At 44.8% G+C, this 21,097-nt stretch carries 14 protein-coding genes; 2 read left to right on the forward strand and 12 right to left on the reverse strand.

Annotation, left to right across the window (positions count from 1 at the left end):
- Positions 1-269 precede the first annotated feature (269 nt).
- The 4 genes from cysE to BCU68_RS10890 all read right to left on the reverse strand — a co-directional run bounded on the left by cysE (position 270) and on the right by BCU68_RS10890 (position 3,300).
- Entirely contained in the window at positions 270-1,091 is an 822-nt protein-coding gene (gene cysE, locus BCU68_RS10875) for a serine O-acetyltransferase (protein WP_102564775.1), read from the reverse strand.
- Positions 1,092-1,151: 60 nt separating this feature from the next.
- A complete protein-coding gene (gene gpsA / locus BCU68_RS10880) occupies positions 1,152-2,183 on the reverse strand; it encodes an NAD(P)H-dependent glycerol-3-phosphate dehydrogenase (protein ID WP_102564776.1) in 1,032 nt (343 codons plus the stop codon).
- A gap of 135 nt (positions 2,184-2,318) precedes the next feature.
- Positions 2,319-2,786, reverse strand: a complete 468-nt coding sequence (gene secB, locus BCU68_RS10885; protein WP_102564777.1) for a protein-export chaperone SecB — start codon at positions 2,784-2,786, stop codon at positions 2,319-2,321.
- 79 nt (positions 2,787-2,865) lie between these two features.
- Positions 2,866-3,300 carry a rhodanese-like domain-containing protein gene (locus BCU68_RS10890; RefSeq protein ID WP_102564778.1) on the reverse strand — a complete coding sequence of 145 codons (435 nt, stop codon included), beginning with the start codon at positions 3,298-3,300 and terminating at the stop codon, positions 2,866-2,868.
- A gap of 407 nt (positions 3,301-3,707) precedes the next feature.
- Between BCU68_RS10890 and gpmM the strand changes: the two genes are divergently transcribed.
- Positions 3,708-5,240, forward strand: a complete 1,533-nt coding sequence (gene gpmM, locus BCU68_RS10895) for a 2,3-bisphosphoglycerate-independent phosphoglycerate mutase (protein WP_102564779.1) — start codon at positions 3,708-3,710, stop codon at positions 5,238-5,240.
- A 358-nt stretch (positions 5,241-5,598) separates the two neighbouring features.
- Here gpmM and BCU68_RS10900 read toward each other — a convergent pair whose 3' ends face one another.
- The 3 genes from BCU68_RS10900 to BCU68_RS10910 all read right to left on the reverse strand — a co-directional run bounded on the left by BCU68_RS10900 (position 5,599) and on the right by BCU68_RS10910 (position 13,825).
- Positions 5,599-6,663, reverse strand: coding sequence for a peptidoglycan DD-metalloendopeptidase family protein (locus tag BCU68_RS10900; RefSeq protein WP_241901358.1), 1,065 nt, complete (start codon positions 6,661-6,663; stop codon positions 5,599-5,601).
- Between the two features lie 255 nt (positions 6,664-6,918).
- The gene (locus tag BCU68_RS10905) at positions 6,919-10,284 is read right to left on the reverse strand and encodes a DEAD/DEAH box helicase (RefSeq protein ID WP_102564781.1); all 3,366 of its coding nucleotides are present in this window, start codon (positions 10,282-10,284) and stop codon (positions 6,919-6,921) included.
- A 124-nt stretch (positions 10,285-10,408) separates the two neighbouring features.
- Entirely contained in the window at positions 10,409-13,825 is a 3,417-nt protein-coding gene (locus tag BCU68_RS10910) for a response regulator (protein WP_102564782.1), read from the reverse strand.
- 255 nt (positions 13,826-14,080) lie between these two features.
- Between BCU68_RS10910 and BCU68_RS10915 the strand changes: the two genes are divergently transcribed.
- Positions 14,081-15,805: a response regulator gene (locus BCU68_RS10915; protein WP_102564783.1), complete on the forward strand. Its 1,725-nt coding sequence runs from the start codon at positions 14,081-14,083 to the stop codon at positions 15,803-15,805.
- Between the two features lie 59 nt (positions 15,806-15,864).
- On the opposite strand, the gene BCU68_RS10920 is transcribed toward BCU68_RS10915, so the two are convergent.
- The 5 genes from BCU68_RS10920 to BCU68_RS10940 all read right to left on the reverse strand — a co-directional run bounded on the left by BCU68_RS10920 (position 15,865) and on the right by BCU68_RS10940 (position 21,056).
- Positions 15,865-16,332: a MarR family winged helix-turn-helix transcriptional regulator gene (locus tag BCU68_RS10920; RefSeq protein ID WP_102564784.1), complete on the reverse strand. Its 468-nt coding sequence runs from the start codon at positions 16,330-16,332 to the stop codon at positions 15,865-15,867.
- Positions 16,295-17,311: a DUF2955 domain-containing protein gene (locus BCU68_RS10925; protein ID WP_241901357.1), complete on the reverse strand. Its 1,017-nt coding sequence runs from the start codon at positions 17,309-17,311 to the stop codon at positions 16,295-16,297. The genes BCU68_RS10920 and BCU68_RS10925 overlap by 38 nt, the downstream gene beginning before the upstream one ends.
- Positions 17,312-17,333: 22 nt before the next feature.
- Positions 17,334-18,383 carry an HlyD family secretion protein gene (locus BCU68_RS10930; RefSeq protein ID WP_102564785.1) on the reverse strand — a complete coding sequence of 350 codons (1,050 nt, stop codon included), beginning with the start codon at positions 18,381-18,383 and terminating at the stop codon, positions 17,334-17,336.
- A 176-nt stretch (positions 18,384-18,559) separates the two neighbouring features.
- Positions 18,560-19,738 carry a hypothetical protein gene (locus BCU68_RS10935; protein WP_133126147.1) on the reverse strand — a complete coding sequence of 393 codons (1,179 nt, stop codon included), beginning with the start codon at positions 19,736-19,738 and terminating at the stop codon, positions 18,560-18,562.
- 13 nt (positions 19,739-19,751) lie between these two features.
- On the reverse strand, positions 19,752-21,056 hold the full coding sequence (locus tag BCU68_RS10940; RefSeq protein WP_102564787.1) for a hypothetical protein: 1,305 nt from the start codon (positions 21,054-21,056) through the stop codon (positions 19,752-19,754).
- Positions 21,057-21,097 lie beyond the last annotated feature (41 nt).

Here is a 21,097-nt window from a genome sequence, read left to right on the forward strand (position 1 = left end):
TAGAAAGTTAGAAAGTTAGAAGATAAAGCGGAAAGAGAAAAGAGAAAAGAGAAAAGATAAGTAAACCTGCACTGAATGTGGAGATGATTACGCAGACCGCTCAAGACTTCCCTGTTCGCTTAGTAATGGGCATCCATGCCCATTGATGTCTGCTCCATCACAACCACATAACTGAATCACTTCAAATACCACAATCCGATATATCGGACTCAATGTAATCTCGCCTATTATCGGAGAAGTGGGTGGGATGAGGGAGCAGACCGGTTGAGTTAGATTCCGTCGCCACCGATGAAGCTTTGTGACTTGCCGTTGAATTGCTGATCCATGTCGAGTGATGGCATTTCACTTTTTGGGCGGCCGACGATTTTTGCCGGTACGCCTGCAACCGTGGTGTGTGGTGGGACGGGGTTGAGTACGACGGAGCATGAGCCGATTTTTGCGCCGACGCCGACTTCAATGTTGCCGAGGATTTTTGCCCCAGCACCAATCATCACGCCTTCACGAATTTTCGGGTGACGATCGCCACACTCTTTACCAGTACCACCGAGCGTCACGTCTTGCAGAATCGATACATCATTTTCTACGATAGCCGTTTCACCAATCACAATGCCAGTGGCGTGATCGAGCATGATGCCACGACCAATGTTCGCTGCAGGGTGGATATCCACCTGACACGCCACTGATATTTGATTTTGCAGGTAAGTAGCCAGCGCGACACGACCTTGATTCCACAGCCAGTTCGCCACACGATAACCTTGTAGAGCATGATAGCCCTTGAGGTAAAGTAGCGGCATCGAGAACATGGATACAGCTGGGTCACGATTAACCGTCGCACAGATATCACACGCTGCGGCTTCGGTAATGGTCGGGTCTTCATTGAACGCTTGCTCAATCACTTCACGAACAGCCATTGCCGGCATGGAAGCGGTCTTGAGTTTATTGGCTAAGATGTAGCTCAGCGCGGCACCTAAGCTTTCATGGTTGATTAAGGTCGAATGATAAAAGCTTGCCAGCATCGGCTCTTGTTCCGCTTGCTCACGGGCTTCACGGACAATAGATGCCCACACTTTTTCTTTTTCACACTTCTTCATTCATCACTCCAATCACCATCCATGGCTCATTATTCTTAAACGATTTTACTGTTTTATTATTTAGGCTTTTTCTGACTTTTTCTCACGACCAAGTAAGTCTTGCGCCGCTTGCATAGCATCTTTACCTTGGTATAGAACCTGATAGATTTGATCAACAATCGGCATTTCAACGCCCATGCGACCTGCCAGCAACCACACTTCCTTGGTGTTGCGGTAACCTTCAACAACTTGACCTATCTCTTCTTGCGCGGTATCCACATCTTTACCGTGACCAAGCGCCAAACCAAAGCGGCGGTTACGAGATTGATTATCGGTACAAGTTAGCACTAGATCGCCTAAACCAGCCATACCCATAAAGGTTTCAGGTTGTGCGCCCAGTGCAGCGCCGAGACGTGTCATTTCCGCTAAACCACGCGTGATTAAAGCCGTACGCGCATTGGCACCAAAACCGATACCATCCGACATACCTGCGCCAATCGCAATCACGTTCTTCACTGCGCCGCCAAGTTGCATGCCAATGAAATCATCGTTCGCGTACACTCGTAGCGTTTTGCTGCAGTGCACTTTCTCTTGTAAATCCGTCACAAACTGCGCATCAGGAGACGCAACCGAAATCGCTGTCGGCATGCCCATTGCCAATTCTTTAGCAAACGTTGGACCAGACAAAACCGCCAATGAGTAGCTATCACCTAATACATCATCCGCCACTTCTTTTAGCAGGCGACCGGTTTCAGGCTCAAGTCCTTTGGTGGCCCAACATAAACGCGTATCAGCACGTAAATGCGGTTTGATATTATTAAGTACTAGACCAAACACATGACTCGGTACCACAACCAATAAATCACGACTCGCTTGCACCGCCTTGTTTAAGTCAGACTCAACAATCAGCGAAGCAGGAAAATCAATCCCAGGTAGAAACTCATGGTTCGCACGGTCCGCTTCTAAACGCGCCATATGCTCAGGTTCGTGACCCCAAATCACCACATTTGCGCCATTACGAGCTAAAGAAATCGCTAAAGATGTGCCGTAAGAGCCAGCACCGATCACCGTCATGGCAATCTCTTTACCGTAAGCATTATGAGTATCTGTCATATCGTGAAAACCTGTATTTTAATGAGAATCGTCATTTATTGGCTAGTATAAATAAAAAATGCACATCACCCTAATTATCGTTCGCAAACGAAAGGTGTGTGCATTCTTATCGTAACAAAAAGGTTAGCTTATCGCTTATGCCTGTTCTGTTTGCTCTGCAGATTGAGCTTGGTTTTGTAGGTAGTTCATGAACAATGCGTCAAAGTTAACTGGCGCAAGGTTCAGTTGTGGGAACGTACCTTTAACTACTAGGCTAGAAATCGTTTCACGAGCGTATGGGAATAGGATGTTCGGGCAGAATGCACCTAGACAATGAGCTAGTTGACCCGCTTCCATTTGACCAGCAGTAAAGATACCGCCTTGTTGAACTTCACAAAGGAAAGCAACATCGTCAGCGTTCTTAACAGTAACAGTAAGACGTAGGATAACTTCGTAAACGCCTTCGCCTAGTTCACGGCTTTGAGTATCAAGATCCAGTTTAACATCTGGCTGCCATTCTTTTTGGAACATATCTGGAGAGTTAGGCGCTTCAAAAGAAACATCTTTTAGGAAGATACGTTGGATAGCAAATTGTTGTGCTTCTTGTTGTGCTGCTTCAGCCATTTTCTTAATCCTTAAAAATTCTTACTTATATAAAATTCATGCAATGATAGTGATTTGATGGTCACTAAAATTCGCTGAGTTACTTTTTACCACGAATAAGTGGCATTTTTGCTTCACTCCAGCCAATTAAGCCACTTTTTAATACATTTACGTTTTCAAAGCCGGCTTTTGCTAATAAATTTGCATTGTCTTGAGCGGTTTGACCCGTCTTACATACAACAATGATTGGGTCAGCTTTGTGATTTTCAAGGCTACCAAAGTTACCCTCTTTAATTTCAGACGGTAAAATGTGAAGTGCGTCAGTAATGTGACCTTTTTGGAACTCATCTTTGGTGCGGATATCAACCACGACACCATTTTCACGGTTCATCAGTTGAGTGGTTTGTGCAGCAGTAATCTCTTTATATGCGGCAGTTGCTGCTTTAATAGTCGTCATAATGACACCAACTACTAAACCAATCCAAACAATCCCTAAAATCATGTTCTGTTGAAAAAACTCAATGTACTCTTGCATTATTCTGAACTCACGATGTTGTGGCGAAAAATAGTTAGGCTCGGAGTATAGCGATTTAGTCATACAAGAGAAAGGATCTAAGCACAAAGCGCAACCGGTGAGATAAAAAATCGCGACCAAGATCAAGCTACGTATACGATAAGATCGGCAAAACACACAGAAAATCTCATTTATCACACCCGCTTATCTTCCCGCTAAGATACGATCTTGTAGGCTACTTTCACATTCCAACCACATATATTGATCTTCCACTACAATTAACGCTATAAACTGTAGTAAAGTTACGCTAATTTATATTGAAATATTTCAAACTGTGTCGCTTGCCTATTTATCGATGATGATATAAAAGCGTCAATGGTTACAATTTTTAACTATTTTTTGATTTAGAAATTAACGAGGTCAGTCCTATGTCAGCTAAGAAGCCAATGGCTCTAGTGATCCTTGATGGTTACGGTTACCGTGAAGACAATCAAGACAACGCAATCGCAAACGCAAACACTCCAGTACTTGATGGCCTAATCGCTAATCAACCAAGCACACTAATCTCAGCTTCTGGCTTAGATGTAGGTTTGCCAGATGGTCAAATGGGTAACTCTGAAGTAGGTCACACCAACATCGGTGCTGGTCGCGTTGTATACCAAGACTTAACTCGCATCACTAAATCGATTGCTGACGGTGAATTCGCTCACACAGAAGCACTAGCAAACGCGATCGACAAAGCGGTTAAAGCTGACAAAGCAGTACACATCATGGGTCTTATGTCTCCAGGTGGCGTACACTCTCACGAAGATCACATCTACGCAGCCGTTGAAATGGCAGCAGAGCGTGGCGCAGAGAAAATCTACCTACACGCTTTCCTAGATGGCCGTGATACTCCGCCACGTAGCGCAGAAAACTCACTACAAAAATTCCAAGATCTATTCGCTAAACTAGGTAAAGGTCGCGTTGCGTCACTTATCGGTCGTTACTACGCAATGGATCGTGATAACAACTGGGATCGCGTAGAGAAATGTTACGATCTTCTAACTCAAGCAAGCGCTGAATTCACATTCGAAACAGCGGTTGAAGGTCTAGAAGCAGCTTACGCTCGTGAAGAAAACGATGAATTCGTACAAGCAACAGAGCTTAAGAAAGCGGGTGAAGAGTCTGCCGCTATCGTTGATGGCGACGCGGTAATCTTCATGAACTACCGTGCTGACCGTGCGCGTGAAATCACTCGTACATTCGTTCCTGCATTTAGCGAGTTCGAGCGTAAAGCATTCCCAGCAATCGACTTTGTGATGCTGACTCAATACGCAGCAGATATCCCACTACTTTGTGCATTCCCACCAGCTTCTCTAGAGAACACGTACGGCGAATGGCTATCTAAGCAAGGTCAAACGCAGCTACGTATTTCTGAAACTGAAAAATACGCACACGTGACTTTCTTCTTCAATGGCGGTATGGAATCTGAGTTCGCTGGCGAAGAGCGTCAACTTGTTGCTTCTCCAAAAGTAGCAACTTACGACCTACAACCAGAAATGAGCGCACCAGAGCTAACTGAAAAGCTAGTTGCAGCAATCAAATCAGGTAAGTACGACGCTATCGTATGTAACTTCCCTAACTGTGACATGGTTGGCCACACTGGCGTTTACGATGCAGCAGTTAAAGCAAGTGAAGCGCTTGATGAGTGTATCGGTAAAGTAGTAGAAGCGATCAAAGAAGTTGATGGCCAAATGCTAATCACCGCTGACCACGGTAACGCAGAAATGATGGTAAACCCAGAAACGGGCGGCATCCACACTGCACACACTAACCTACCAGTGCCACTTATCTATGTTGGTAACAAAGAGCTAGAACTTAAGTCAGGTGGTAAACTATCTGACCTAGCACCAACAATGCTAGCACTAACGGGTACTGAAATCCCAGCTGACATGACAGGCGACATTCTTTTTAAATAAAGATCACCTGACATAACCAGTCAAAGAGAAAGTTTAAGAGCAGAGGAAAGTTAGAAAGAGAAAAGTAAGATCAAGAGCCAAGAGCAAGATCAAGTGAGGGGATCGAAATGAACCCAGCTCTTATCTTTTACTTTCCTCTTCGCTCTTACTTTTATCTGCTTTTTTTCTGCTCTTCGCTCTTACTTTTATCTGCTTTTTTCTGCTCTTCGCTCTTACTTATAACTTTTATCTGCTCTTTCCTGCTTTTCGCTCTTACTTTCTAACTTGTAACTTTCCTCTGCTCTTCCTCTGCTCTTCGCTCTTACTTTCTAACTTATAACTTTTATCTTCTCTTCCCTGCTTTTTCCTGCTCTTACTGTTACTTCTTCAACCAACTCAATGGATTCTGCTCGCGACTATTACGGCGGATCTCAAAATACAGCGACGCCTGCGACTGACCACCCGTATCACCAGCCAACGCAATCGTCTCACCAGCCAACACCTTATCGCCTTCTTGCTTAGTCAACGCCTGGTTATATCCATACAAGGTCATGTCACCCTTACCATGGTCGAGCAACACCAACAAACCATAGCCACGCAAATACTCCGCAAACACCACCGTGCCTGAATAAACTGCCTTCACTTCCTGACCATAATTCGCCTTAATCACCATCCCCTTCCAATCAATCTGACCAGACTGCGGCGTACCATAGCGATGCAACACCTTACCCTTAATCGGCCACGGCAACTTACCACGACGCTTCGCCAACCCATCCATCAACACCGCATTACGCTTCGCCGCCTTCGCAATCTCCGCCACCAAACGCGCCTCATTACGCTGCAACTCTGCCAAATTCGCTTGATCACTGGCAATACCGCCACGCAACTTCGCCAATGTACCCTGACGCTGCGACTGCGCCTTACGCAACGTATCACGCTCGGCGGTTTGACTCGCCAACAACTGTGAAATCTGCGCTTGTTCCAAAGTACGCTGCGTCTCTTGACCCGATAACTGTTCTTGGGTTTTCGACAGCGCATCAATCGCCTTAGCACGAGACTTGGCTAAATGCTGAAAATACTGACTAATACGATCCTCTTCCACCCCAGTATGGAGCAGATTCGTGGTCGATTTAGCACGCTGAGTAATGTAATACGTTTGCAGCAACTGCTCTAAATGAGTGGCTTGCGATGCCTTCTGCTGCTCAAGTTGGGCAATGTTACCTTCAATCTGCGACATGTTGCCTTTTGAGGTTTTCAACTGACTGCGCGTGGTATGAATCTTCTTCTCCACATCAGCAATGGCCAACTCTTGTTTTTTCAGCTGATCTTGCAACTTATCCAACGCCTTTTGCTGTTTCGATAACGATTGCTTTTGACGAGAAATATGACTCTTTACGTCTTTTAAATCCTTATCCGTTGCAGCTTGAGTTGGCACTAACGCCATCAAACATAAAGATAAAACCAAATAGAAAGCACCACGAAATCGCATAGACCAACCTAAGGGAAAACGAAAAGAAGACAAAAAATAAACAGATTAAAGAAAGAGTATATAGGAAAGAATCGCAGGTAAGACAAAAGAAAGAAAAATCAATGACACAAATAAGAGAAAAGCGTGATATTGCCCGTATAAAACATCAAACAGCGGCATAGGAAAGAAGGGAAGCCTTAACTCGGTAACCAAGCTAAGGCTATTAAATCATTAATCGTTTTCTAACAAGCCAAGTAACTGTTGTGGATCTAGCGTGCGACTCTCAGAACTTGCCGACAAAACCTGATCCGCCAAATCCCGCTTATCATGGTGCAGCGCAATAATCTTCTCTTCAATCGTCTCACGCGTCACCAAACGATAAACCGTCACGGGCTTTTGCTGACCCATACGATAAGCACGGTCACTGGCTTGATCTTCCACCGCAGGGTTCCACCACGGATCAATATGAATCACCGTATCCGCTTCGGTTAAGTTCAGCCCGGTACCACCCGCTTTCAAACTGATCAAAAAGACACGGTGTGTACCATCTTTAAACGAATCCACCGCTTGCTGACGCTGCTTAGTCGACAACTTGCCATCTAAGTAACTGTAAGCAATATTATCTTTATCAAGCTGAGCAGAAAAACGCTTCAACACCCCAACAAACTGACTAAACACCAGCACGTTGTGATCGCCATCCAGCGCCTCTTCTATCAACAGTTGCGCCTCAAGCAGCTTGGTACTTTGCCCTTGCAGATGATCAAACACCAAGCCGACATCACAACAAATTTGACGCAGCTTAGTTAACGCAGCAAACACCTCAACCACGCCACGGCTATTGGCACTTTTCAATGCCACCAGCGACTCTTTACGCACCGCTTCATACGCCGTACGCTCTTTATTCGATAGCTCAATATGGTGGATAATTTCCGTCTTCGCTGGCAGTTCAGTTAACACTTCGCCTTTAGTACGACGCATAATGAACGGACTCACCAACGCCTTTAAGCGCCACATATCTTGCTCTTGCTTACTCGCTTGCGCGTACTTACTGCGGAAAGTTTTCAAATCACCCAATAAGCCAGGGTTTAAGAACGAAAACAAACTCCACAGCTCAACCAAGTGATTCTCAACCGGCGTACCCGAAAGCGCAAAACGACGCTGAGCTTGCAAACCAAACACCACTTTCGAACGTTTCGCTTGCGGGTTCTTGATCTGCTGCGCTTCATCGAGCACCGCACAGTTCCAAGTCACTTCATTTAACGCATCCGATAAACGCGTCACCAAGCCATAGCTCAGCAAGATCACATCATTGACGCCAGCACGATCGATCGCTTGAATACGGTCTTGGCACGCCTCTAAATCAATAATATTCAAACTTGGCGTGAAACGTTGCGACTCTTCTTGCCAGTTACTCAATACCGACTTAGGACACACCACTAAACTTGGTCCCTGCGATTGATAGTGCGTCATCAACGTCAACGCCTGCAAGGTTTTACCCAAGCCCATATCATCGGCAAGACAAGCGCCAAAACCATGCTCGGTTAAATGCGCCGCCCACAGCACACTCTCTTTTTGATAATCACGTAACGGTTCAAGCAGATCATCAGCAAGCACAGGTTGCGCCTGCCACGATTCCACCAACGCCTGCCACGCATCATCACTGCTGGCTGACATCGAATCGATCAACTGCTGCAACGGAAACGCCATACGATGATCAACATGCTGCTCATCATCGACCAAACTATCAAGTAAACTTAACTGACGACGCAGTTCATCAGTGATCAACAACGTGACTGACTCATCTTCGGCATTAACATAACCGGTGCGATGGTGTGCCAACAACTGACGTAAATCCATCTCCAGACCACTATCAATCTCGACGCGACCATCCACTTCAAACCAGTTTTGATTCTTATTGATCGACATAGAAAAATCATCCACACCGACCACTTTTAACTGCTGACTATTGGCTTTCCAATGCAAAGGCAGATCTGACTGCGCTTCCACCAACGCCATTAATGACAGCGCCTCTTTCCCCGCTAACTGCCATTTCATTGAACTATGATCATTAAGATCGAGCGCCAGCACTAACTCTTGCGCTTGGCGATACTCTTTATCCAAATCACGCTGATACCACAAACCATCAGAGCCATGTAACCACTCACTGCCCCTACCTGACGCACTGCCCACCAAGCCATTATGAGAAGAGTGCTCAATGGATAAATCCAGCGACGTACCATTCCAAGAGAGCCAAACATTCGGCGTATCACTCCAATCACCACGCGTTACCGAGCCTTGGTCATTGTCGACATCAAACCAATCCACATGCTCAGATAACAGTTCAATCAGCTGATCTTTACGCTCCACCGTCACCAGCGTATCTTGCCAGCGCGTCAATTGCGTTTCGATGGAATTTGGCACATCAACAAAACGATAAATCGAATCTTGCGCGTGATAGAGCCAAGGCGCAGCACACGTACGCTCGGCATAGAAAGGATACAACTCAAACTGCTCAGTTAGTTGGGTTTCAGCGTTAGTCTCAGCTTCATGACGCCAAACCAGCAGCGGAATTTCTTTATAAAACGACACCTGATCGCTATCAAAGCCATACAAGTTATCCGCATCACACAACGCCAGCGCAACACTCTTGCGCACCTCAGCACTGCGATCGGTGGGTAAAGCGCCATCGCCCTCTGCATTAGCCGTCTCAATCGCTAATAAAATGGCGCGATCGCTACTGCTTAGTAGACCATCGTGCTTCTCTTTTAGCTGCTCAAGCGACACCTTACGTCCTTTGCTCCAGCCACTTTTGCCCTTTGCTTGCACCTTAATTTCCACGCGACCTGCGAGTTCATCAAGCTGCCAAATCAGACGTTCTTTCTTAGCGATGCCCATTGTTGATGGCGAATCCGTACGCTTAAGCCACTGCTGCCACACCGAAGTAATGGTAATCAAAGGCGCATCTTGGTTAGTCAAACCTTGCAGAGCATGCTTAGCAACATGAGCAATCACCGAATCATCACGACTGGCTAAGATTTGCTGATAAATAGCGTATTTAGGCGAGACCATCAGCCCAATCCAACGCTCAGTATCATCACGCAGGCGATAAGCTAAAATACAATCGAGTAACAGACGCGACCAATCGATCGTCTGTGCTGTGTTTTTGACAAGAGACTGCAGCCACTGTTCTGGACTCGCGAAATAGCGACCTAACGCCTCATCGCTGCCAGTAATAAAAGCCACACTCGCTTGCCACTGAGATAAATCACTCGATGCTAAACTAGTGTCATCAGATAAAAATTGATTAATGCCTAACTTCTCTTCGCCCATCAAGGTCGCATCCAGCACACTTAACAGCGCCAAATCAAACAGTTGAGTAAAAGAGATACCCGACAAGCGCAGGTGTTCAAGGTAGCCACGCTGCTGCACATAACTCACATCAAAGTGGCGCGCTGTCAACGGATGCTCAGGCAAGGCTGGCAGTTGAGATGGGACAGGCTGTGATGAAAGATCGGACGCTAACAAAGACGGCGCTACACCATCAACGCTAGCCAGCCACCATTCATCAACAGCTGTGTGTAAAGAAGGTATCGACATGCAAAATACTCAGTTCAAAAAGAGAGACTAACCGTTGATAATACTCCCTTCTTGGTGCAAAGGAAAAGCAAACCTCACATTCTTATTCTCGACGCTCACCGATGATTAAAACCTAACCTACAAGCTAACCTTCAAAGCCCAATTCATCGATCATCGTGCTGGTCTCATCAATCACCTTCAACATCTCTTTTTCAAGCTGAGATTTAATATCATCAATCACCCCCTGATCTTGCTCATTTTGCAGATCACGCGCCAAATTCGCCATATCCGTTAAGCCGAGCATATTACTGCTGCCCTTAATCTTATGCGAAATCGCCGCCAGACTATCACCTTGCGCCTTACGCACCGTCACAATATCAGCACTTAAAGTCGTCACGATAATATTAAACACTTCCAAGCGGCTCTCAACACTGTAGCTCGAGAACTTCTCATTTAAGCTGCGACTGATGTAATTCTGACTCGATACCAACAGATACTTACTCAAAGCCGCATGAATTTCAGCGCGGTTAAACGGCTTATGTAAGATGATATCCATGTGCTGAGTCTCTTTCTCTGGCAAGCTCGATTCACCGGTCATGCCGATAATATTTAGATAACCATAACGCGCTATATTAGTACGCAAATGCTCAGCAAATTCACTGCCATTCAAATTTGGCATAAAGAAATCGGTCATCACCAGATCGTAACCGGCTTTGCTCGCCGCAATCTTCTCCAACGCGATCAGTCCATCACTCGCCACATCGGTTGTCACGCCAAAGTCTTGCAGCATATTCTTCAATAACATCTGATTGATAAGATCATCTTCAACAATCAGCACATGCCCAACTAAGTTACTCAGCTCACTATCCATATCTTTTTCTAGCTCCATAAAAGAGCCGTTGATCACATCATCAAACGACTCACTTGCATCCGCATCATTGGCTGCACTCACTTTATCTATCGTAGCAACCATATAATTAATTTCATTGATTAAAAGCGTAAATTCTTCATCACTTGGCGCACTTTCATACTGCAAACACGCTTGATAAAGAGTCATAAAGCTTAAATTGCCCGCCGTTCCCTTGAGGCGATGGACAAAGCTCGCCTTATTCTCCACCTCAAACTCGCGGTACTCTTCGGCAAACTGACGCACCAAACGCTCGCATAGATTTTGATCATTGCCGACCAAGGTTAAACCGCCAGGAACATCCACCCCACAGCATGCCCCCGATAACCTCTGCAAATAAGGGCTTAAATCGGTCGTTTCATCCGCTTGGTCGAGCACTGCCGCTTGATCATCCATCGCACCTTCTGACTCATCAGCAAACCAGCGCAGCATCTTATTGAACATTTCAGAGGTATCAATCGGTTTACCAATCACATCATTCATGCCACTGTCTAACGCTTGCTGATGATCTTCTTTCATCACATTAGCCGTCATGGCAAGTATTGGCAACGTCAGCCCCAACTCTTGGCGGATCGCTTGCGTGGCAGTATAACCATCCATCACCGGCATTTGACAATCCATCAATACGCCATCAAAAGCTTGCTCAGTATTATAGTATTGAGCGATCAGAGTAAGCGCTTCTTGCCCGTTACTACACAAAGTCAAATGGAGCTTATCACCAATCAAAGCCTCGACCAGTTGCTGGTTAATATCATTATCTTCCGCCAACAAAATACGCTTATCTTTCAAGATATCAAGACGTTGATTGAGTGACTTCGCCTCAACCTCTGCCATCGGCTTCGCTGCCGGTTGGCGCACCACTAAACGCGAAGTAATATCAAACTCAAAACGGCTGCCCATCTGCGGGGTACTCATCACATTGATCGTACCGCCCATCATCTCAATCAACTGCTTACTAATGACAAGACCCAGCCCAGTCCCGCCATAAATACGACTGGTTGAGCCATCGAGCTGACTAAAAGGTTGGAACAGACGCGTCAAATCCTGCGCTTTAATACCAATGCCCGTATCCGTGACCGAGAAGTACAAAATCAGCGTACCGTCCTTTTCACAGTGATGCGTCACCGATAAGGTCACCGACCCCTCTTGAGTAAACTTAACCGCATTACCAATCAAGTTCATCAACACCTGATTAATACGCGTCGGATCGCCTTGAATATGATCGGGTAACTCAAGTGGGATCACCGCATTGAATTTAAGCCCTTTTTGCTGCGCCGAGAACGACATTAAATTGCTGACATTATCGAGCAAATCACGCAGAGAAAAATCAATCGACTCAATAGTAAACGTCCCCGATTCAAGCTTAGATAAATCCAAAATATCATTGGTAATATTAAGCAACGAGTTCGAAGCACTATGAATATTAGTGATGTATTTCTTCTGCTTAGGATCAAGGTCGGAATTAAGCGCCAACTGACTCATGCCAATAATCGCATTCATTGGCGTACGAATTTCATGACTCATATTAGCCAGGAACTTCGACTTCACCTTACTCGCTTCCAACGCCTTATCCCGCGACTCACGCGATAACATAATGTATTTGATCAGGTTAGACATCGACTGATAAATCAAATAACCCAGCACAGTCAAAGAGATAAAAAATACCGCCAACAAAAACGAGATAAACACCGATTCAGAGCGCACTTGGTTAAAGTCATTGACGATTTCTTGTTTAACATCCAGCAGCAACTTATCGGCTTGCTTGGCAGAACTCACCATGTGATGGGCGGTCAATTCGAGTTTTTCATCCAACTCTTTAAGGTTCTTAAACGCATCAACATAAGTGTGAACATTCAGATCGGCAACCTTGAACGCCAGGTGATCATCAGACTTTAATAAGTGTCGCCCAACCTCTTCACTCAATTTGAGCGCAATATCTAAACTGTCCAGTGCCTTCGTTTGATAATCACGCTTTTTATACCTATCGCCACTTAATAAAAAGTCACGAGACCACTGACGTGCTGCCTCTAAAGAATCTTCCAACGACTGCAACAGAGTCAGCAGTTGTGCTTTATCATCGACAAGCTGTTGACGCGGCTTAACACTGTCTACACTTCTATCTTGCAACTCCAGCATCGAGATACGGTATTGTGAAATTTGATCCGACTGAGCGTGGAGCAATTCATTAACACTCTCAATCGCTTGAGCAGACTTAATGAGTACATCTTGGGAGATAATTTGATGCGATTCTGCCAGTCGGCGATAATTCAGGAAGTGATAACGATAATTTTCCAATCGCTGTAAAATACTTTGCTGCTGAGAGTGAGACAAATCATTGGCAAGCTCAATGGCTAAATCAACACTCTCTTCCACTTTCTTTGCCGTTAAAGGCTGCATATCTTTGGCATAGGTCAACTCATGCAAACGCGCCCTATCCAGCGCTGTTAACAACTCCCCTCGCTGAGCATAACGATCAAAGGTATCAATCATCTTATTAACCCCTTGCCAGGTGCGCAAGCCAACCGCCACCAGCAGACTAAGCACAATCGCAAAGCCCAATATAATTTTAGGGATCTGACTCGCCTTCTGTTCTATCTGATGGAATGCTTTTAGGTTATGAAGAGACTTCAGTATATTTTCAAGCGGTTTAAACATAAGGATGAGATCTGCTCTTATTTGCAATAAAAAAGTAAGTAAAAAAGTAAGTAAACAAGTCAGTGATAAGCTTTAATGAGACTCGTTAGATTTTAAAGTATTTGATAAGTCTTACCGTATTAGGTAAGTTTTACTACATCATATAAGAGGAATGACGGTAAAGCGTAAAAAAAACCGCCTATTTAGTCAACAATTCGATTAGAATACCGTAAAAACAAGAACGTTAATGTGCCCTTCCAGCCGAGTTGATACTGAATGAAAGAATCTAGACATATTTCTGCTTTGATCATCGATGATTCGCCGATCATTTTATCTAGTATCCGTCGTATGTTGCTCAACATGGGTCTCAACGATAAGCTGGTTTACCACGCAAAAGATCCCAAAGCCGCAATCTGGCACTGCCGTAAAGTGAAGTTTGATCTCGTGATCTGCGACTACAACTTTTTCACTCGCCTCAACGGTAAACAAGTCTTCGAAGAGCTCAAACACTACAACCTGCTCAGCCCAGAAAGTGTCTTTGTTATTATCACCGGTGAGTCATTGTCTAAGATCGTGCGCTCGATTATCGAACTCGCGCCAGATGAATACATTTTAAAGCCGTTCAACTCGCAGTTTTTTATCACCAAGCTTAAAAGTGCCCTGAAACGTAAAGCGGCGCTGTATCGACTCTACCAAGCCAAACACACCAAAAAATATGAAGTTGGGCTCGAGACCTGCGATGAACTATTGTGTGACTTTCCGCAATACCACTACCTGATTCAAAAGTTTCGTGGTGAGTTCTATTCGCTGCTAAACATGTTTAACGAAGCAAAAGATTTGTACGACTCGATTGTGGTTGAGAAGGATGTCGAGTGGGCCAATGTCGGTCTGGCGGATTCACTGATTGAACTGGGCGAATACTCGCGCGCACAAGACATAGTCAGTAAGATGCTTGAGAAAGCGCCTAACTCGGTGAGCGGCTTATCCCTTAATGCCAAATATGACATCTATAACGGTGACATCCCCAATGCCATCAAACAGTTCACTATGATTTCAGAACTGGCACCCGGCAACCCAGAGCGTGAATTGGTGATTGCCAACCTGTGTCTATCGCAAGGGGATTTTCGCACCGCCGCTTCACGTTTCATGACCTACTACGAACTCAATATCGACACCTACCGTGACAGTTTTGAGTGCCGTTATAACTACATTCGCTGTGTATTGTTTATCTACGATGCGCTGGAAAACTACAACGCAAAATACAGCGATGATGATGAGCTCGTCGAAAACCCGAAAAAGCTAAAACTGGAAGCGCTCAATGAGTTTCGTCACATGACGTTTATTCATGAAAAAAAGCAGGAAGAAGCGCCAACCTTAAAAAGACAAGAGATGGCTGAAGCGGTGGATATCGATAAAGAGTTATTGATGTGCCATTTTTCGATCATTGAAGGTAAGGTATCTGAAGGGATCACGATTTTAAAACACATCTACAGCAATAAATTGGCCACCAGCTTTTATGCCAACTACCACTACAGTTATCTGCTGTCGCTGCTGTCGTTTAATAAAGAATTTAATGAAAACTTAGCGCTATCAAAAGAGATTTTAGATAAGCAAGATGACAGTAGCCCGATGCTGCTCAAATCGCAGTTGGAATTGATCAACTCGATCAATAAAAATCATCAAGATAAAAGCAATTATATTACTAAGAAATATGCAGAGTTTGATGATGCCGTCGCAGAAGGTGATGCGACCGTTGCACTCGATACTTTAATTGCGATTAAAGCCACCAATAAGTACATCCGAGAAACCAACATGAATATCATCAAGTACCTCACCGTCGCGTGGCCATCGGAACACAACGGCCGTGACGTACGTGAGCTACTCAAAGATACCTATCGATTGTGCCGCGAGCTGTACACCAAAAAAGAGATGGTCAAATACGACATCGAAGCCAACCATAGACTCGCAGAGGCCAAGGCTGCTGAGCATGGGCGGATGTAGGTGATGACCCAACGAATCGCTCGCGCTGTTCCGATCAGCAAATGTTATGTTCTCTCTTTTTAATCAACAAACTCATCTTTTTTTACTAGCTTGGCAAGCAACTGGGTAATCTGCAGTGACTCTGCCTCCGTTAACGAACTCTGGTGTTGGCGAGTCATTTTATCCACGATAGGAGTGCAATCCACCACCGCTTTTTGCCCCTCAAGAGTCAGCGCTAACAACTTAACCTTTTTATTCGTTTCACTCTTGCTCGGTTCAATCAAGTTGAGTTTAATCGCGTTATCCACCAATCTTTTCGTCACAGAACGATTACGCAATAATAGATTAGAAAGCTCTTGCTGAGTTATCTTGCCATGGGCATTGAGCACCTTGAGTGCGCCAAACATTTCCAGAGAAATCCCCGAAACTTTCGCAAGCTCATGCGCCACCTTAGCTCGAAACTGCTTATACGTAAAACCCATCAAAAACATAGGATTAGAGTCCAACTTATCAATTCCCGTTATTGATAAGGCTGTGGGATTTTCCATAGATAATTCCTTGTAAGACGGCTAACAATGCCAACACAATCAGCATCATCTCGCCTCGAAAATAGGTATCTTGCAAACCAAGATCGGTTGCCGATACATAAAGTTGTAAAGGTAACATGGTTCCTAGCATGGCTTCAGTGTGCAAAGCCCTAGCCACGCCTTTACTCCCATTGATCCAAATCGCTATCATTAACACTAACAGCGTTAACCCCAGCATATAGACCAAGTTATGGGCATGTTGCCCAGCCATTAGAGACACAAAGATCATGGCTAACGCACAACCGCCGACATGCGCTTGCAAACAATTTTTAACGACCATCTGATAGTGAGCACGTTCACTCTGCGCCGCAGCAATAATCACTGGCATCATACAAAATGTAGCGGCAACGAGATTGACCATCATCAAAAAAGAGAGACCAGCACCCAATATCGCCACATAAATAACGCGCTGTTGGTAGCTCACCTTTTTTGCGGGCATCGGTGGTGGAGCTTGCACTTTAGGAGGAGAAATAAACAACATAACAAAACGAACGACAACTAAAGTCGTCAACATGCTCACTGCCATATCTCGGATCCAGTCCGTCATTGGCATCGGCGTATGCTGCGCAAACACAATGACTAAAAACCAGTTCAGTAATGGAATGTAGATCATCCCCTGTTTTGCTGGGGTATCAGCCCAACGTCTTGCCCAATCAAACACCCATAAACTAATGCACCAAACAACGGCGGGATGCGAGCCAAAAATTTGATCAACCAATAGCGCAACGCACGCCACCAGCAATATTGGTAAGAAGGCTTTTAGCATACCAGCGATAGAGTAATTATTGAGTTTGGTTGCTGCCATCACTGGATACAAAGCTAAGTAAGCAGCGACATCTAATTGCAACCACAATTGAGCCAGCATTCCCAAAGAGACAATGGACACCATCCATGACACTTCAGACCAATTGATATCAGCACGCATTGAGTTATTCATCATAATTCTACCAAACCAACAATGATTAAACTAGGTAACGTAGACGAGCTAGGATATTCATCCATACATTACCTAAAGTGCCCCAGATTGAAGAATCAGAGATCACCATCACACTGACTTTTGAGCCAGAAAATAGAGAATCATCGATCTGTGGCAAGGTCACTTGAGTCCGTACCTTTTGTTGGTCACGAATCCAACGATCATCATTAACCACCCGAGCTAACCCACTATTATCACTACTTGCATCGTAAATTGCCAGATCTTTACCTTGAATCTTACCTTGATAGATTTCACCTGGTAGTGCATCAAATACGATACGAACGTCAGTCCCTTGGGCTAACTGAGTGATGCCTTTTTCATTGAAGTCCGCGTTTATCCATGCGTGTTTTCTATCAACCAAAAAGAGCACTGGGCTGCCTGCATTCACATACGTACCAGCGTTAAGATTAAGATTGCTGATCACACCATCGACGGGTGCCACAATGGTTGTTTTTTGTAAATCAAGTTGTGTCAGTTCAACGTTCGCGCGGGCTATCGCAAGTGCGCCACTTTCACTACTTTGTGCTAACTCCGCTTCAATTTGTGCGACGGATGCACGCGCGGAAACCACTGCCTGTTGGCCAACAATTAAATTGGCACGACTATCATCTAACGCCTCTTGACTGATGAGCTTGCGAGTAATCAACTGATCGTTACGCTTAACCTTGCGCTCCGCATTCATCGCTTCTTGTTCACGTTGGTGAAGGGTTGCTCGCGCGCTATTTAGGTGCTGCTTATTCGCTTGATAATTTTGCTCGGCTTCAACTAAAGCCGCTTTCGCCTGTGTAAATGCCAGTTGGTAGCGAGTCGCATCTAAGCGAACCAATAATTCACCTTTCTTGACCTGTTGACCATTTTTAACCATCAACTCCACGACCGGCGCAGAGACCTCTGCCGCAATTCGACTGGTTGGAATATGCAGTTGGGCTTGAGTGGTAAAAGGCGCTAGATTGTCGCTTGTCACCAAAAATGCCGCAAATAACGCACTTAGGCCAAGAATAAAATAGAGCACCCATTGATAAGCTTTGTTCATCATAATGTTTCACCTGTAACAAATTTCAGGCGACATTGTACTCATTATTGTTTCAGGTGCAACATTTTTCGAATAAAAAAAAGCCTAACCCATACACTTCAACATCGAACGTTGGAGGTATGAGTTAGGCTGCTTGTCATGCCTTAAAGCGCTTTCGAAATGAAAAGCACTGGCAAGATTTAGAACATTAAGAAATTATCTTTTTCCAACACAAGATCGAACTGGAACTTATTGTTGGTATCCGCTTGCATCGTCGATGGGTTCAAATCACCAATAAAGCCCGACGCCTTTTGGCCACTCTCAGTCAAAACAATGCTATCACCCGATTCAAAATCAAGCCCCGAGTGATGCTGAACAATCTCCAGCTTATACTCAACCTTGTTACCTTTCGTTTCAAAGCTGCCATTTAGCATCATGCCGTAGCCATTAATACTCGCAAACGCTTGATTAATTTCACCACGAGACAAACCTTCCGGACGTTCAATACGCAAGTTAAACAGCGTTTCAAAGCCCTGAGACTTCATCACACCAGAGTAACTATCAGAAATAGCCGGCATATTATATTGCGTGCGATTCATACCTGGTAAGTTCGAAGAAAAACTCTTCAAGTGACCCGTACTCGCTTGCAAGTAGCTTTCCCAAAACGCAGGTAAGTGAGCATTACGCACGCCCGTTGAATCAATACCGTGGAAATACACCGTCGCATTATTAAAGTTAGCACTGTGCTTATCCGCGAGAACAAGACCCGCTTCTTTTGCTGCATCGCTATCACTTAAGTCAGTTAACGCAACATCTGGGCTATTTTGAATGCCATCAGAATAAACCACCAAACGAATTGGCGTTGAGTTCAAACGGATATCATTCGTCACTTGGAACAAACTGCGCGCTAAATCCTTTTCAGGCACGGCGCTGCCATAATCCGGTTGTGCAGTATGCGTACTCGCCTGCATCGCTTCACCTAATCCACGTTGCATTAAACGCGTCAGCTTTGGCATATCATCACGGATAACACGCTCAGGAGCCGCTCGCAATAAGCCGCCGCTTTCTAATGCATTCACATTAGGAAAACAAGTCGTAAAGGCATGAGACATATTGCCATTAGGAGAAAGGTAGTAGATACCAATCTCTTCACTTGGCAAGTATGACGGCGGCAGAGTTTGCATGATATCTTGCGCCCAACTGGTACTATTATTTGGAATCGACGTCGTATCAATCACCAAATAAGTTTGACGAGGCGCCCCCTCACTAAGACAGTACTTAGCAGCATCAAAGCCACCGGTATTAATCATCCCAGAAGCAAAAGCCTGTGGCGCACACAGCGCAGTCAGTAGCGCGGCAGATTTAATTTTATTCATCATATTTTTCATCGAATTACGCAACCATATCCAGTAACTGATCTTTACTAATCGCAATATCAAGCTTGTAGTAAGCATCTAAACTCTTCATCTCCGCACCAATTTTTACCTCTTCAAGCTGCTTAGCACGAAGCTGCATCACTAAATTATTGTGGTAAGTGCGTAAGTTGCGATTGACCTCTTTATGCACCTGACCAAGAATACCATCAGCATGATTGGTCAACTCTTCTTGCAAACGCTCAATCTTTTTCAATTCCATCAATTCAGCTTCTTGCGCATTCGCTAGCTCAGCGATCTGCTTAGAAAATTTCGCTTCAACCTGGTTTAACTCTTTATTCAAACCTTTATCCAAACGGTTAAAACGCTCACGAGCACTGGTGAAATCTTTTTGTGCTTCCTGGTACGATGGTTTAGCATCATTTAACGCATAGGCACAGAACATGCTGATAAACCAAGGTGCAATAGAGAAAATGATGAACGGGAATAACAGCATCATTGCTGACTCTTGAGATGCCGATGCATCGCCCCACATGCCCATATCAACCGCGGCTAATTCACGAGCAATCGCTTGATAACGAACCATTAAGATACCGACCGTAATCGAAATTAACGCCAACCAAGCAAAAGCCTGCACTCGGTAGTGTTGTCGTTTTTCACGAGACTCAACATCCGGTCCCATCAGCTCTAAACGTTGCTTTAAGAACTTACCATGAAAGTGAGCCGCAGCCGCCGTAACGATGGCACTCACAAACGCTAACGCTAAAGCAAACAGAGGAATATTCAGCAGTTCACCTAACGTTTCATAGTTCATCCAAAACTCAGGCACACTAGGAATAAGCAGACCCAGCGCATAAATCAGCGGATTCACTTTTCTTGGCGGCTTACCACCGGCAGAATTAAACATTTTATCGTAACGCGTTTTGGTTTTTTCTAACTCATCTTTCGCATCTTGATAGCCACTTTCCTGAACATAGCTGGTTTTTTTCGCCGCTACAGCATCGGCTTTCGTGTTACAAACTTGCTGATATTCAGTATCTTTCTTTGTGTATGATGACTCATCGGCATGCTTACGTAAGCGAGTTTGCAATTGCGAAAAATCAGAAAACCAACGCCCCAAATGCTCAAGAGGATCGCGAATAACAGATAGCATTCCATTGGTGTGTGAATTATGGTCAGTAACAACCAAATTCGTTTGCTCTGCAACTTCCACTTCCTCACGAACCTTACGCTGAATATCCTGGCTAAGATCCTTGGCTATCACCGCACTTTCAAGCGGTCGCTGCACCATAAATTTTTCAATATCCGTTTTCATCTGTTGCATGTCTATTTCTCGCCCTAACGTATCAAAATGATTAAATATTA

Source organism: Vibrio sp. 10N.286.49.B3 (genome assembly GCF_002873395.1).
Taxonomy (GTDB): Bacteria; Pseudomonadota; Gammaproteobacteria; order Enterobacterales; family Vibrionaceae; genus Vibrio.